The sequence below is a fragment of the Fluviicola taffensis DSM 16823 genome, assembly GCF_000194605.1.
GTDB classification, from domain to species: domain Bacteria; phylum Bacteroidota; class Bacteroidia; order Flavobacteriales_D; family Crocinitomicaceae; genus Fluviicola; species Fluviicola taffensis.
The window spans coordinates 4,201,149-4,215,231 of the sequence record NC_015321.1 but is presented as its reverse complement, the minus strand read 5'-3'; the positions used below and the strand labels follow the sequence as shown (position 1 = coordinate 4,215,231).

Genomic DNA, 14,083 nt, shown 5'->3' with positions numbered 1-14,083 from the left:
CCATAAAACAGAGCGCAAAATGCTTAAGGCATGCATTAATGCAAAGGCAATATTTTGGGGTTATTTATGCTGGAAAAGCAGAAAATAAAATTGACAATCAAACAAGAATAAATATGAGCACACAAAATTTTGCTAAAGAGTGGATCAATTCCTGGAATTCACATAACCTCGAAGAAATACTATCGCACTATTCTGAGGATATTGAAATTACAACCCCTATGATTAAATTAGCCACCGGTAGTGATACGGACATTTTAAAAGGAAAGGAAAATGTGGCAAATTATTGGAAAAGAGCGCTGGATAAAATACCCAGCCTTCACTTTGAGTTGTATGATGTAACCTATGGTGTTAATTCCATTGCTATATACTATAAGTCAGTAATGAATAAAAAAGCAATTGAAGTGATGTTTTTTGACCAAAATGGGAAAGTAAACAAAATGTTTGCTCATTATACAGAATAACAACTATTTCTCAACAATGTATTTGCAAATGCAAAACTTAAGAGGTTTCGTATGAACCTTTAAACGGTTAACTTTCGTTTTCCGGCTATATAGTAGTGAAATGCATCCAGCGCATATCCTAATCGTAGGGGGCAACATAAAATGAAACAATAAAGATTTAAAAAATGACAGTTGCAGACTTTCCAATTATAAGGATAGATAGACTTTTACTAAGGCAATTTGTTGATAGTGATATAGAAAATGTTTACAAAGGACTTTCAGACCCTGAAATTATTAAATATTACGGAGTTAGTTATAAAACGCTTGAAGACACCAAAGCTCAAATGCGTTTTTTTTCAGACTTAGAAAAAGAAGGGACAGGTATTTGGTGGGCAGTATGCTCATTAGACAACAAAACATTTTACGGTGCAGGCGGGCTAAACAGTTTAAGCAAAGAACACAAAAAAGCAGAAATCGGTTTTTGGCTTTTGAAAGAGTTTTGGGGACAAGGTGTAATGATAGAAGTAATGCCAGTAATTTGCAATTACGGTTTTGACAACTTAGGACTACATAGAATTGAAGGGCTTGTTGAAACAGACAATTTGAACTGTAAAAACGCAATGAAAAAACTTGACTTCAAGCACGAAGGAACAATGCGAGACTGTGAAATTAAAAACGGAAAATTTATAAGTTTGGACATTTACGCTAAACTGAGAAGCGAATGAAATCAGACGACCGAAAAGAATGCCGAACCGATAACAGGCGTTTGGCTCAATAGCGGGTGACGTGGTTAATTGAACATTCTACCTCGCATCAACTTTTGTGGTTAATTGACAGTTTTGTGCTCCGAAATCCGCCACTGCGCCAAGCGCCAAAACGTCAAACTGTCTAAAAACCCTTCCTTTTTCCAGAAACGAATTTTCATAAAAATCAACCTTTTTTGATTGCCAAAAAACTGATTTTAGCTATCTTCAAGTATGAAATTCATTCAAGGAAAAGATCGAAATCAGACAGAGTTTTTCTGTTTAGATCAAGCGGTTTCAGAAGACAATGAAGTGCGATTAATCGATTTGTTTGTTGGAGCCATAAAGCTTTCAGATTATGGTTTCGATATGTCGTTTATAGAGAACGGTCGGCCAGCTTACCACCCCGCTGATTTATTGAAACTCTTTATTTATGGGTATTTGAACCGTGTTCGTTCATCCCGACAATTGGAAAAGGAATGCAAACGTAATATTGAACTGATGTGGCTCATGAAAGGTTTGGCGCCCGACCACAATACGATTGCCAATTTTAGAAAAGATAACCCAAGAGCTATCCGAAAAGTGTTTCATGCAACGGTTTCGCTTGCCAAAAACTTTGAATTGATTGGTGGAAAATTACTGGCTGGTGATGGAACCAAGTTGCGTGCACAGAACTCGAAGAAAAACAACTTTAACGAAAAGAAAATTGAGCGTCATATTGCTTATATTGACGACAAACTCAATGAATACAGTGCTATCCTGGCAAGTGAAGACAATGATTTAACAGCGGAGAAAAAGCAGGAAATCAACGCTAAAATCGATAAGCACAAGCAGTACAAGAACAAATACGAAGCATATAAAAAGCAACTCGACGAAACTGGACAAGTACAAATTTCAACTTCCGATCCCGACAGCAGACAAATGATTGTGCGCAATAACATAACTGAGGTGGCATATAATGTTCAATCGACCGTTGATGCAAAACACAACATTCCAATTGATTTTAAGGTCACCAATAAAAACGATTCAAAAGCCATGGGTGCAATGGCTCGCAGGGCTAAAACCATTCTTGGAAAATCAGATTTCACAATACTTTTCGATAAAGGCTATCATACTGGAACCGAATTCGATTACGCACACAAACAAGGGGTAGAAGTATTGGTAGCTTTCCCTGATGTTGCTTCACATGCTCCAGATATTTCCTTTGATGTAGAACATTTCAACTACAATAAGGAGCGCGATGAATATACCTGTCCAGCTGGAGAGTTGCTCACCACAAACGGTCGTTGGTACAACAAGGCAAGCGGGAAAACGATCAACCGCGTAAAACACTATAAAACAAAAGCTTGTTTGACATGCAGTCTTTTTGAAAAATGCACACGCAATAAAACGGGGCGTTTCATCGAGCGTTCGGAACACATGGATTTAATTGACGCAAACAAAAAACGACTTCAACGAAACATGGAAACTTACCGCAAACGACAAGCAATCGTGGAACATCCGTTCGGTGTCATAAAGCGTCAATGGGATTTTTATTATGTGATGACTAAAAAGACAATGAAACATGCAACTGCAGATGTTGGATTGATTTTTACCTGCTACAATTTGCGTCGAATATTCAATTTACTTGACCAAAATACACTCAAAAATTTCTTAAGAGAACTTGGTTTTCTATTTTTGATTCTGAGCAGCCATTTCAAGACGATTTGCGAAGATTTTAAAGAAAGGATTTACTCCGAAACATTTTGTGAAACAAGTTATACAGCGCTCTTAAAACAGGTATATTTATCCAAAAAACAGATTGTTTAGAATCTTAAAATGGGTTTTTAGACAGACTGACGTTATGTGTAATGAAGTATAGACTAACCATATTATTTTTTCTTACCCTAAGTATCTCATTTGGACAAAATGAAGATTCATTGTTGACCGTATTAAAGTCAATTGATATCGAAGCACTAAAACATAGTGAAAATCAGAAAGAATATTTAGAAATGGTATTTGATTTAGACCAATCAATAAGAATCTCATTTGACCGGATTCAACAGGAATTTGGAAGAGAATCAAAAGAAACCGATAGCATAATTAAAAAATGGCGTGAAATAGATGAAGTTCTTTTCAAAAGTATGGTTCAATATTTACGATCACATTCTTATCCAGAAAAAAACTTAGGAGAAATACCCTGTTTTACACCGCAATTGGTCTTCCACCATGTATCCGGAACAGAAGACGAACTAGAACTTAAGCGCGAATTTTTTCCAATGTTTTACAAGGCATACAGAACAGGAGTAATTGATGAAGGTGCAATATACTTCTATCTCTATCGTTTTTATGGACAAATCTTCAAGGAACAATATGATTCTGACTTAGGACAAGTTGAGCAAATCGAAGACTTAATAAATAAATTGGAATTAGAAACTGAATGATACACATAACACCAAATAAACAAAAGCGCGAAAAGTACTAGATTTGTTAGGCGCCTTTGCCTATTTGCGAAACGTTGGTGGCAATATGTCTTACATAGAAATTGGTCTTCAACTCTGAAATTTTAAGTTTGTAAATCATTATGGAAAATTGTCTTTTAATCCTAAGCATATTACCAGTGTTTTTGTGTTGTAAATCATCCAATTTAGATGATTCCGAACTGAATTTTAATCCATATAAAAAGAATGACGTTTTAATTTTTGAATCAAACTTAGGTGAAAGGGATTCTTTAAGAATTAGACAAGTAATTAATATGAAAAACAATGCTGCTCAAATGACACTTAATCCAGACAAGTTAGTCACTTTACTTGTTGAGGCTGATTATAGCGAAGCTTACCTTACCATAGACAATTATTTTGAACCTGTTGAAATACATATTTTAGAGATAAATAAAGTTAACAAGGAACCTGCGTTAGTACAATTTAATTTGGACTTGAGTGAGGCAGTGTTTTATCCAAAATATAATCAAAAAATAGAAGATGTTCTTAAACAGACAAAATACAAAATGAAAATTGGTGGTAAAAAATATGATGATATTGTTATTATAAAACCGGAATCCAATGAATACGCTTCTCGTGAACATTTTATCTCAAAAATATATTGGAGTTTAAAATATGGTTATGTCCGCTACGATCTATTGAATGGAAAAAAATGGGAATTAGTAAATTAATAAAATACCACTAACACCAAATAAGTAAAAGCGCGAAAATGATTAAACTTGTTAGGCGCCTTTGCCTATTTGGAAACCGCCGCCGTGATGTGTAATCGCAAAACACAAAAATATATGAATAAATTTATCTATCTATCTTTTATAACATTTGCTTTATTTTCTTGCAATTCAAATGAGGATAAAAAAATATTAGAAAAACTTACAAGCGAAAATGACAGTTTAAAGACTGAATTAAAAAAAATGCAAATGCTTCCAGAAGATTGCAAAGTAATGAGTTATCCTACATTTTTTAATTATAATGTTAATCAGGGAGACTCTGCAATTTTAAGTGTTGGATTACTTAAAACAGATACAAAATCGCCAGTAGTTGTTTTGTGGAATGAAGAGACAAAAAAATATTCAGACACAATAAAAAACAATAATGGTATTGTTAGTACTGTAAGTATATACGCTAAAACAAAAGGAGATAATGTTGTGCAAGGTAAAGTTATATATTTCTGCAATGATAGAGAAGTATCCTTACCTTTTGAAGCAAGTTATTTAGTGAAATAAATACCTATAACAGCAAGTAAGCAAGCACCAGCCCGGATTATACTTTGGTGAAACGATAAGTTTTAAAAAAGAATATTTTATGTTCGGAGAAACGATCTTGTGAAAAGTGAGCCGAGCGCTAGGCGGCGAAACGTTACCTGTAACCCTATGACCGACCGTGCTAACAAGACAGACAAAAATTTTGACAAATAATCTATGGCAAGTGAATTGAAAATTTTCAGCATTTATAAAATTCAAAATGAAGACAAGTATTATTTGCTTCGTACTGAACGACCAAGTTTTTCAAATTCTTCCCAAACTCAAGAGAATTTGGCGGACAAAATCGAACAGAATAAACGAGAATATATTTTAGACCAAATTGGAACAAGTGATAACAAAAATAGTAAGAAGAACTTTGACTTTATTGGTGAATTTCAAGGTTGTCCAATTGGCGATAAGTTGTATCTTGACAACGGAAATTTGGAATTGAACATTTACTATTTGGAAACTGAATTTGGACAACCTTGGGTTATAATTGGAAATGCAAATTCTGAAACAGAATTTTTAACTGAATTAAGCGATGACGAAGATTTATTGGGACTTAAACCTATTGGACAACCAAAGCAAATTAAAGCAACATTTGTAACTGAAAATGACTTTGACCTTTCTGAAATTGAAAATTAGTTTGCAAAAGACGTTAGATCAAATTAGAAAAAAACGATACGAAAAATGGCAGTAGGCAACATGGTTTTTGCAAAAGTGTGGCATTTTTACTAGGTTGAACATTTGTGCTTTCTATTAGCTTTTATACTTTCGAAACCCATCTTCTCCAAGCCCAAAAACGTTAGCTACAATTTATGAAAACAACATTTAAAGAGATTGCCCATAAAAGTCCAGAATGGACAAATGCGGTGAAACTTAGAGAAAAAATTCTCAGAGAACCACTTGGAAGTATCTTTACTGACCAGGAATTAGAAGAGGAGAAATATCATTTTCAAATAGCAGGTTTTATAGACGATATGATTATAGCCACTGCTGTTCTCGTACCCGAAGCTGATGTAATGAAAATGCAAAGAGTGGTTGTGACGGAAACACTTAGGGGGATGAATATTGGCTCAGAAATGATGGTCTTCTGCGAAAAATTTGCCATAGACCGGAAATCTAAATTAATCTATTGTCACGCTCGCGACTCAGCCGTAAACTTTTATATCAAAAATGGTTACGAAGGAATGGGAGACTATTTTGATGAAGATGGAATACCACATTTAAAGATGAAAAAAAACTCTAGCTAACAGCACCTCCAAGAAATTTTCGATTTAGTGTTCCACATCAACATTTGTGGTTAAAATTAAACGCAGATAAACAACAATAAATGATAAAATGAACAGAGTTGAAAGCGTTATTGATTTATTAGAAAAGACATTTCCGGATTCAAAATTAGGTTTGGTAAAAAGTGATTGGCTGAATGTTCTTGAAAAGAAATATGGTGATATGCCTAAGGATTTGAAAGAATTATATGCAAAATTGGGTTATGGTACAATTGGAGATTCATATTATTCAATTCACGTTTTACTAGAGCCTGATGAAATTTATGATGAAATAACGGCAAATGAATTAAAAGGAAAATATATAGTTGGAGATGATTTTTGTGGAACTTGTCAAGCTTATGATGCTGATAATAATTGGGTATTTGGATCTATAGATTCTAATGGGAAATTTAATATTTTAACTGATTATTATGCGGATTATATAGATTTTCTTGAAAAACTAGCGATAAATGAAATTGAAAACGGTTAATGACATGAATGAATCTTTAAACATCAAAAAACGGATGAAAATGGGACCATTTTATTGGTAAACAGCAAACCTTTAGTAATAATGAGGATGACAATCGAAGAGCTTATAGAAAAATCTGTTTTTAGTTCTGATTCTAATTACAATGGAATGTTCACCAAGCATTTAATTCCAGAAGAATATAGTCCACTATCGGAAAGGAATATCTGTGGCTGTTGGCTGCTTGTGTTCAAATCAAAAGAAATCAAGAATACTTGGGTCGAAATTTATAATACATTTAAGACATTCCTAGCTCAAAATGAGGATATGTCTAGAGTATTAGCATTTGAAGCAATACATCATTTGGATGAGTTAACTATTGTTCAAAACAGAGGATTTAATGAAGCCTACACAACGAGCTCTTACTCCGAATTCTTAGAGGATGGGTCATGTAAGCCTAATGAATGGATTTTAAGGGATCTACAAAATCTTCAGAAGGCAATCAGCGAGCTTCCTGAGTTTCGCTGCGACTCAATGAATCAGAAAGAAATTATTAAAAAAATGATTCATGAATCCTTTATCGAGCCAAATAGTGAACTGAAGTGGACGGAACCCTGGACAATCTATCTACCTTCCATTTCTTCTAAAGATTTGGAAAAGTGGACCAAGTAGGGAATAAAGAATATTACTGATAAAAATATGACACGGATTAAAGCAGTTTATGAAGATTTAATTTTACGTTTGGGTCATTCCCGGACTATCGCTTCTGATAAATGGGATATCATTTCTGCTGCTTACAATTCGTCTAGTCGATTCTACCACAACTTGAATCACCTGGAAGCAATGTTGTTTGAGTTGGAAAAGGTAAAAGAAGAAATTAAAGATTGGGACTCGATCCTATTCAGTCTTATTTATCATGATTTTGTATATGACTCATTCAGAGGAGATAATGAAGCATTAAGTGCGGAGTTTGCTTCAACAGAGTTAACTGCCTTAAATTTAAATAATGAACAAATTGATAAAATAAAAGAAACAATACTAGCGACTAAATCACACGATTTTAAGAGCGATCACGACATGAATGTTTTTTTGGACGCCGATCTTTCCATTTTAGGTGCTGATAAAAAGATGTATGACAACTATTCCAGAAATGTAAGACTTGAGTTTATTCAATATCCTAGTTTTGTGTTCTATCAAGGAAGGATTAAAGTCTTGGAATATTTCTTAAGTCATAGTAGTATCTATAAAACAGATTTTTTTAAAAAACAATTCGAGCAAAAAGCAGTTGAAAATTTAAGTCGGGAGTTGAACGAATTGAAACGAATGAATAAGGTGTTTCAAAGAACTGATACGAATGAATTTGTCCAATATTTAGAATCTGATGGTGATCTGTCTGAATTCTTTCATAACGCTGCAAAAATACTAGACGAAACAAAAAATATTGAAAAAATTACTTATTATCCAGGTTGGTTTGACTCTGGTTATTATCGGTTTAAGTATAAAGGAACACCATTACATTTAGAATATGATGGAATGCTTGGAACTTTGCTACGAACGGAATCAAATGCAACTGATGCTGATCAATCACATGCAGAAGAAATCTTTCAAGAATTAATTGAAGTACGATTAACAAAGGAGGACTTAGAACGAGTGAGAAAATTTTATACCGATAAAAACAGAAATAAGATCACTAAAACATCTAAATAAGTTATGAAAACGTTATTTATACTCTTTTTTTTAGGATTTATTAATCCCATCACATTTGCACAAAAGGATAAAACATATAGATCTTTGGAAGAAGCACTTAGCTCACCCCAAAAAGTGTTTATACTTGATTTAAGCTGGAAAAAACTTGACACATTTCCATTAGAGATTTGTACATTGACCAATTTAGAATATCTCAATTTATCCTATACTTTTATTCCCGGTCTGCCTCCTGAAATAAAAAAACTCAAAAATCTTAAAATCTTAAATCTGGCCTATAACTATCTAAAAACTCTCCCTAAAGAAATAGGGGAGCTAAGCAATTTAGAAGCCTTGCAGTTGAATGCAAATAATCTGCGTGAATTACCATCGGAAATGAAATATCTAACGGCACTATCACGTTTGCAGATCATACAAAACGAGTTCGATGAAATTCCTCCAGTCATTTTCGAATTAAGTAATTTAGCTCTGCTTGATCTAAGTAATAATAAAATATCAGAGTTGCCAAGGGAACTTGGGAACTTAAAATCACTTCGAAAATTGTTAGCTAATCAATGTCATTTGACACAAATACCCAAGGAGATTGGTGAGTTATCCCAATTGTATTTTTTATCTCTGGAAAACAACCGCATAACATCTCTTCCTAATGAAATTGGTAATTGTAGATTAATTGAAAGTCTATTCATTCACGACAATTTATTGGAATCATTGCCTGATAGGATTGGAAATCTAACGCTCCTTACACAACTTAGCCTGAAAAACAATCAACTAACTCAACTACCTTTAAGTATTGGAAACCTCACGAATCTATTTGCACTTGACATCAGCAATAATAAAATAACGGTATTGCCAGATGCATTATGTGGACTAAAACAATTAGAAACTATAACAGCTTATTCAAATCCAATAGAACTGATACCCAAGTGTTATGCTAATATGGATAGGCTCAGAACAATTTCACTTTCAGACAGTCATTTAACTAAAAAACAACAAGTCAAATTGGGTAAATTGTTTAGGAAAAACGGCGTCTATTTTTCCTCCTAATCCTACCTGAGCACTACATAAAACAACCATTGTAATTTACCAACTGATATCGTATGAAAGAACTAGATACATTTTATCCCACATCCATTCTAGAATGGAGAACTTGGTTGGAAGAAAATCATCAGGAAAAACAATCTATTTGGGTGATTTGCTACAAGCAAAAATCGGGTATTCCTTCTATTGCGTGGAGCGATGCGGTGGATGAGGCGCTTTGTTTTGGTTGGATCGATAGCACGCGAAAAACACTAGATGAGTACCGATTTATTCAGTATTTCGGGAAGCGGAAAGCACAAAGTACTTGGTCGAAAGTAAACAAGGGAAAAATTGTGCGATTGATTGAAGCGGGTAAAATGACTCAAGCTGGTTTGGATATTATTGAGCTAGCCAAGAAGAATGGTTCTTGGAACATTTTAGACACGGTAGAAGAATTGACCATTCCAGTAGATTTGGAATTGGAATTTGAAACCCAACCTGGCTCGAAGGACTATTTCTTGAGTTTGAGTAAATCAGTTCGAAAAATGATGTTGGCATGGTTGGTATTGGCAAAAAGACCCGAAACGAGGCAAAAACGAATTATTGAATTGGTAGAAGCGGCAGCGAAAAATCAAAAGCCGAAGCAGTTTTAAGGGTGTTTTTTCTAAAAAAAATGATTTTTAGTTTTACTGAATCACTTGCTGTTATTCACTATTATAGAATTAGTTAAGTCTTTTGAAAAAGAAAGCAATCCATTAAAAATCTAGATTTCCTTTTCATCCGTATGTAGTTCGTCTCAAATTCCATTGAAGAGACAATAGACTATTTACTAATTAATTATGAAAAGGATGAAAAAAATCTTATTCTCGTTTATCTTAGCTGGAAGCGCGGCTTCGCTAAGTTACGGTTCGAGTCACAGAGAAGCACCCTTGATTGCAAATGACCCATTGGCGGATAACACCGATGTGTATGCTTTCAAAAGCCCTGATGATCCGAATTCTATTACTATTATTGCTAACTACATTCCGACAGAGTTCCGAAATGGTGGGCCAAACTACTACAGTTTTGGTGAAAACATTCGGTATGAAATCCATGTAGACAATGATGCAACAACACCAGGAGACGATATTACGTATCGATTTACATTCTCCAAGATCAATCAGGATCCAACGACATTCTTTGCTGTTCGTCTGGGTCAGGAAAATGCAAAAACCACTTACATGATTGAAAAAAGTACAGATGGAGGTGCAACCTTCACTACTTTCATGACTGGTTTAGCTGTTCCTCCGCCAAACATTGGTGAACGTTCAATAGGCAATGCACCTGTTGGTTTAGGTGCTGCTAATTACGATGCATTGATTGCTAGTTCCATTTATGCTACTCCAGAAGGTGGACAAGTATTTTGTGGTCCTTCAGATGATCCGTTCTTTGTGGATTTAGGAGGAATTTTTGATTTAGGAGATGCTCCTCGTCAAAATAATGGTGGTGTCGTTCGCGATGGTTTAGCAAAATTCAATACCCATTCGATTGCCATTAAAATTCCAGTTACCGTTCTTCAAAAAGACGGTTTAGGAGTTTCCTCAGCAGCGAATATCTTGGATCCAAACTATGTAATCGGAGTATGGGCATCTGCAAGTCGTCAAACAACACGAACACTTACAGCAGGTTCTCAAGGTTATGCAGGAAACTGGGTACAAGTATCTCGTTTGGGAATGCCATTAACAAATGAGGCAGTTATTCCAGTAGGAAAAAAAGATTTCTGGAATTCATTGACTCCTTACCAAGAATTGGCTGAAACAACATTGGATGAGCATTTCTATAATCCTGAATTGGCATTGTACATGGATGATAGTATTTATGGTGGAGCAGTTCCTGCTTTTGCTGGTTTGCGTATCCAACGTAATTCCTTGCAAGGATTTGACTTCGGAAACACACAAGATGGTTTATGGCCGTTGAAAGGTACTGCAGCAGTTGCAGGCACAGCATTGGACGATGCAGTTTTCGGAACATTGTTATTGCCAGCAGCGGGTAAACCAAGATCTGTCGATTTATGGCCTATTTTCCACACTGGAGTTCCAAACCTTGCGCCTTATCAATTAGCAACTGGGAAAAATGGAAACCCATTAGCTTCTGGAAAACCATTCATTAGTAACTTTTTGCCAAATGGGGGAGATATGTTGCGTTTAAATATGGCTGTGCCAGCAACCCCTAGAAATAGTGCTGCATTCAGTTCAATGGGATTGGTGAATGCTGCTGTTTTAGGATTGACAGACCCTGCGTACAATACAACGACAACTATTCAATTTATTCCAAATATGGATGGATTCCCGAATGGTCGTCGATTGGAGGATGATGTTACACGTATCGAATTACAAGCAGTTGGAGGTGTTGTTTTGGCAGCTATTGGATTGTGGTATGATGATTACAATGCTTCATCTTCAGCGCAATCTCCAGTAACAAATTACCTTTTAAATGTCTTGAACTATTCCACAGGAGTAGAACAAAATGATGTGGCATTTAAAACGTCATTCCCTTATGTTGCTTCACCTTGGGCTGGTAAAGATTAAACGAAGTCTCACATAAAATTTTAAAAGATGAAAAATTTAATTAACTATTTATTTGTGTTGCTTCCGTTTGGAACGGTCTTCGCTTCGAGTCATAGAGAAGCACCACTTATCGCAAATGATCCGCTTGCGGATAACACGGATTTGTACGCTTTTAGAAGTCCAAATGATCCGAATACGATCACTATTATTGCGAATTATGTTCCTTTGCAAGTACCGCACGGTGGACCAAATTACTACAGTTTTGGTGAAAACATCCGTTATGAAATTCACATCGAAAACGATGGAACTGCAGGTGATGATATCACTTACCGATTCACGTTTTCTCAAACGAATGAAGATCCAACAACGTTCTTTGATATTCGTTTAGGTGCTGAAAATCATAAAACCACCTATTTGATGGAACGCAGTATCAATGGTGGAGCCTTTACAACTGTTATTGCAGCTGGTGAAGTTCCTCCTCCAAATATCGGTCCGCGGTCAATTGACAATCCAGTTCTTGGAGTGGGTGATAGCTATTCCAATTTGATGTCTGCAGCTATTGAAACTACAGGGTCTAATGAAAAAGTATTCTGTGGTTCTACAGATGATCCGTTCTTTGTTGATTTGGGTGGTATTTTTGACTTAGGAGATGCACCACGTCAAAATGGTGGAACTCCAGATGATGGATTGAAATGTTTAAATGTGAGTTCCATTGCGCTTCAAATACCGATTTCTCTTTTGCAGAAAAACGGCCAACCTGTAAGCGCAGCAGCTAATATTTTGGATAGCGATTACATCATTGGTGTTTGGGCTTCGGCTAGTCGCCAAGAAACACGTACATTGAATCCTGCAACAGGTGCATTTGCTGAATCAGGAAACTGGATTCAAGTGTCTCGTTTGGGAATGCCTTTGACAAATGAAGCGGTTAATCCAGTTGGACAAAAAGATGAATGGAATTCAAGAACTCCATACAACGAAAATCCAATCATGGAAGATAACTTCTGTAATCCAGAGTTGGCTTTGTACATGGACGATGATTTATTTGGTGGAGCTGTTCCAGCTTTTGCACCATTGAGAATTCAACGCAATTCATTGCAATCATTTGACTTTGGAAACACACATGATGGATTGTGGCCACTTCGAGCAACGAATGCAGGAGCAGGAACGGCAATTGATACCAATCTTTTTGGTAACTATTTGTTGCGTCAAGGAAAACCACGCTCTGTGGATATCTTGCCGATTTTCCACACAGGAGTTCCAAACTTGGCACCTTATCAATTGGCTACAGGTAAAAATGGAAACCCATTGGCAGTTGGTAAGCCATTCATTAATAACTTCTTGCCGATTTTTGGTGACATGTTGCGTTTAAATATGGCTGTTCCAGTGACACCACGTAATGACCCTAATTTCAGTTCTTTGGGATTGATTTCAGCTGCTGTACTAGGATTGACTCAGGCGCCATACAATACAACAGCCAACTTGGAATTTATTCCGAATATGGATGGATTCCCGAATGGTCGCCGTTTGGAAGATGATGTTACACGCATTGAGTTACAAGCTGTAGGTGGTGCAGTTTTAGCTGCTATTGGTTTGTGGTATGATGATTATACTGCAGGTGATCCTAACCCAGTAACAACAGATTTGTTGGATGTGTTGACTTATTCAACAGGAGTGAATGCGAATGATGTTCCATTTACAACGACATTCCCGTATGTTGCAGCGCCACATCGCGGAACGGACAATTGTTTGGGTAAACCTTACAATTATACACAACCTGCGATACTTCCAGGGTCAACAACTGCAGGAATTGCTGAGAATACAGTAAATGCAGAGAAATATGCAATCAAAGCATATCCAAATCCATTTGCAAGTTCGGTGAACTTTGAATACAATTTGGATGCAGATGCGCAAGTTGAGATTCGTTTGTTTACTTTGTCAGGTCAGCAAGTTGGTGTTGTTTTATCAAATACCAATCAAGCATCTGGTAAGCACACGGAAACTTTCAATACTTCAAATCTTGTCAATGGCGTTTATTATGCGCGTGTCTCGATTAAAGGTTCGAAAGGAAAAGCAACAAAATTGGTGAAGGTGGTAAAATCATAAGATTGCTCTAAATAAATATAAGGAAGGGAGGATTAGAAATAGTCCTCCTTTTTTGTTGGAAGGTTTTTTATCAAT

At 35.8% G+C, this 14,083-nt stretch carries 15 protein-coding genes; all 15 read left to right on the top strand.

Annotated features, from left to right (window positions below; all coding sequences use genetic code 11):
* Nucleotides 1–38 precede the first annotated feature (38 nt).
* The 15 genes from FLUTA_RS18445 to FLUTA_RS18375 all read left to right on the top strand — a co-directional run bounded on the left by FLUTA_RS18445 (nt 39) and on the right by FLUTA_RS18375 (nt 14,008).
* Nucleotides 39–461, top strand: coding sequence for a nuclear transport factor 2 family protein (locus tag FLUTA_RS18445; protein ID WP_013688428.1), 423 nt, complete (start codon nt 39–41; stop codon nt 459–461).
* A gap of 164 nt (nt 462–625) precedes the next feature.
* Nucleotides 626–1,165 (top strand): GNAT family N-acetyltransferase, encoded by a 540-nt coding sequence (locus FLUTA_RS18440; protein ID WP_013688427.1) that lies wholly within the window; start codon nt 626–628, stop codon nt 1,163–1,165.
* A gap of 252 nt (nt 1,166–1,417) precedes the next feature.
* Nucleotides 1,418–2,992 (top strand): IS1182 family transposase, encoded by a 1,575-nt coding sequence (locus tag FLUTA_RS18435; protein WP_013688426.1) that lies wholly within the window; start codon nt 1,418–1,420, stop codon nt 2,990–2,992.
* 41 nt (nt 2,993–3,033) lie between these two features.
* Nucleotides 3,034–3,606: a hypothetical protein gene (locus FLUTA_RS18430; protein WP_013688425.1), complete on the top strand. Its 573-nt coding sequence runs from the start codon at nt 3,034–3,036 to the stop codon at nt 3,604–3,606.
* 140 nt (nt 3,607–3,746) lie between these two features.
* Nucleotides 3,747–4,334, top strand: a complete 588-nt coding sequence (locus FLUTA_RS18425) for a hypothetical protein (protein WP_013688424.1) — start codon at nt 3,747–3,749, stop codon at nt 4,332–4,334.
* 114 nt (nt 4,335–4,448) lie between these two features.
* Nucleotides 4,449–4,886 carry a hypothetical protein gene (locus FLUTA_RS18420; RefSeq protein WP_148235470.1) on the top strand — a complete coding sequence of 146 codons (438 nt, stop codon included), beginning with the start codon at nt 4,449–4,451 and terminating at the stop codon, nt 4,884–4,886.
* Nucleotides 4,887–5,081: 195 nt separating this feature from the next.
* Nucleotides 5,082–5,549 carry a hypothetical protein gene (locus tag FLUTA_RS18415; protein ID WP_013688422.1) on the top strand — a complete coding sequence of 156 codons (468 nt, stop codon included), beginning with the start codon at nt 5,082–5,084 and terminating at the stop codon, nt 5,547–5,549.
* Nucleotides 5,550–5,722: 173 nt separating this feature from the next.
* Nucleotides 5,723–6,157, top strand: a complete 435-nt coding sequence (locus FLUTA_RS18410) for a GNAT family N-acetyltransferase (RefSeq protein ID WP_013688421.1) — start codon at nt 5,723–5,725, stop codon at nt 6,155–6,157.
* 88 nt (nt 6,158–6,245) lie between these two features.
* Complete coding sequence (locus FLUTA_RS18405; protein WP_013688420.1) at nt 6,246–6,662, top strand: hypothetical protein; 417 nt, start codon at nt 6,246–6,248, stop codon at nt 6,660–6,662.
* Between the two features lie 81 nt (nt 6,663–6,743).
* Nucleotides 6,744–7,310, top strand: coding sequence for a hypothetical protein (locus FLUTA_RS18400; protein ID WP_043023933.1), 567 nt, complete (start codon nt 6,744–6,746; stop codon nt 7,308–7,310).
* 27 nt (nt 7,311–7,337) lie between these two features.
* Nucleotides 7,338–8,345: an HD domain-containing protein gene (locus tag FLUTA_RS18395; protein ID WP_013688418.1), complete on the top strand. Its 1,008-nt coding sequence runs from the start codon at nt 7,338–7,340 to the stop codon at nt 8,343–8,345.
* Nucleotides 8,346–8,348: 3 nt separating this feature from the next.
* Nucleotides 8,349–9,386: a leucine-rich repeat domain-containing protein gene (locus tag FLUTA_RS18390; protein WP_013688417.1), complete on the top strand. Its 1,038-nt coding sequence runs from the start codon at nt 8,349–8,351 to the stop codon at nt 9,384–9,386.
* A gap of 53 nt (nt 9,387–9,439) precedes the next feature.
* Nucleotides 9,440–10,012, top strand: a complete 573-nt coding sequence (locus FLUTA_RS18385; protein ID WP_013688416.1) for a YdeI/OmpD-associated family protein — start codon at nt 9,440–9,442, stop codon at nt 10,010–10,012.
* Nucleotides 10,013–10,207: 195 nt separating this feature from the next.
* Nucleotides 10,208–11,926 carry a DUF4331 domain-containing protein gene (locus FLUTA_RS18380; protein WP_013688415.1) on the top strand — a complete coding sequence of 573 codons (1,719 nt, stop codon included), beginning with the start codon at nt 10,208–10,210 and terminating at the stop codon, nt 11,924–11,926.
* A 27-nt stretch (nt 11,927–11,953) separates the two neighbouring features.
* Nucleotides 11,954–14,008, top strand: a complete 2,055-nt coding sequence (locus FLUTA_RS18375; protein WP_013688414.1) for a DUF4331 family protein — start codon at nt 11,954–11,956, stop codon at nt 14,006–14,008.
* The last annotated feature ends 75 nt before the right edge of the window (nt 14,009–14,083 follow it).

Excerpts from the sequence above, each read along its gene's own strand:
- FLUTA_RS18445 (WP_013688428.1), top strand. The coding sequence starts at position 39 with ATGCAAAGGCAATATTTTGGGGTTATTTATGCTGGAAAAGCAGAAAAT.
- FLUTA_RS18440 (WP_013688427.1), top strand. The coding sequence starts at position 626 with ATGACAGTTGCAGACTTTCCAATTATAAGGATAGATAGACTTTTACTA.
- FLUTA_RS18435 (WP_013688426.1), top strand. The coding sequence starts at position 1,418 with ATGAAATTCATTCAAGGAAAAGATCGAAATCAGACAGAGTTTTTCTGT.
- FLUTA_RS18430 (WP_013688425.1), top strand. The coding sequence starts at position 3,034 with ATGAAGTATAGACTAACCATATTATTTTTTCTTACCCTAAGTATCTCA.
- FLUTA_RS18425 (WP_013688424.1), top strand. The coding sequence starts at position 3,747 with ATGGAAAATTGTCTTTTAATCCTAAGCATATTACCAGTGTTTTTGTGT.
- FLUTA_RS18420 (WP_148235470.1), top strand. The coding sequence starts at position 4,449 with ATGAATAAATTTATCTATCTATCTTTTATAACATTTGCTTTATTTTCT.
- FLUTA_RS18415 (WP_013688422.1), top strand. The coding sequence starts at position 5,082 with ATGGCAAGTGAATTGAAAATTTTCAGCATTTATAAAATTCAAAATGAA.
- FLUTA_RS18410 (WP_013688421.1), top strand. The coding sequence starts at position 5,723 with ATGAAAACAACATTTAAAGAGATTGCCCATAAAAGTCCAGAATGGACA.
- FLUTA_RS18405 (WP_013688420.1), top strand. The coding sequence starts at position 6,246 with ATGAACAGAGTTGAAAGCGTTATTGATTTATTAGAAAAGACATTTCCG.
- FLUTA_RS18400 (WP_043023933.1), top strand. The coding sequence starts at position 6,744 with ATGAGGATGACAATCGAAGAGCTTATAGAAAAATCTGTTTTTAGTTCT.
- FLUTA_RS18395 (WP_013688418.1), top strand. The coding sequence starts at position 7,338 with ATGACACGGATTAAAGCAGTTTATGAAGATTTAATTTTACGTTTGGGT.
- FLUTA_RS18390 (WP_013688417.1), top strand. The coding sequence starts at position 8,349 with ATGAAAACGTTATTTATACTCTTTTTTTTAGGATTTATTAATCCCATC.
- FLUTA_RS18385 (WP_013688416.1), top strand. The coding sequence starts at position 9,440 with ATGAAAGAACTAGATACATTTTATCCCACATCCATTCTAGAATGGAGA.
- FLUTA_RS18380 (WP_013688415.1), top strand. The coding sequence starts at position 10,208 with ATGAAAAAAATCTTATTCTCGTTTATCTTAGCTGGAAGCGCGGCTTCG.
- FLUTA_RS18375 (WP_013688414.1), top strand. The coding sequence starts at position 11,954 with ATGAAAAATTTAATTAACTATTTATTTGTGTTGCTTCCGTTTGGAACG.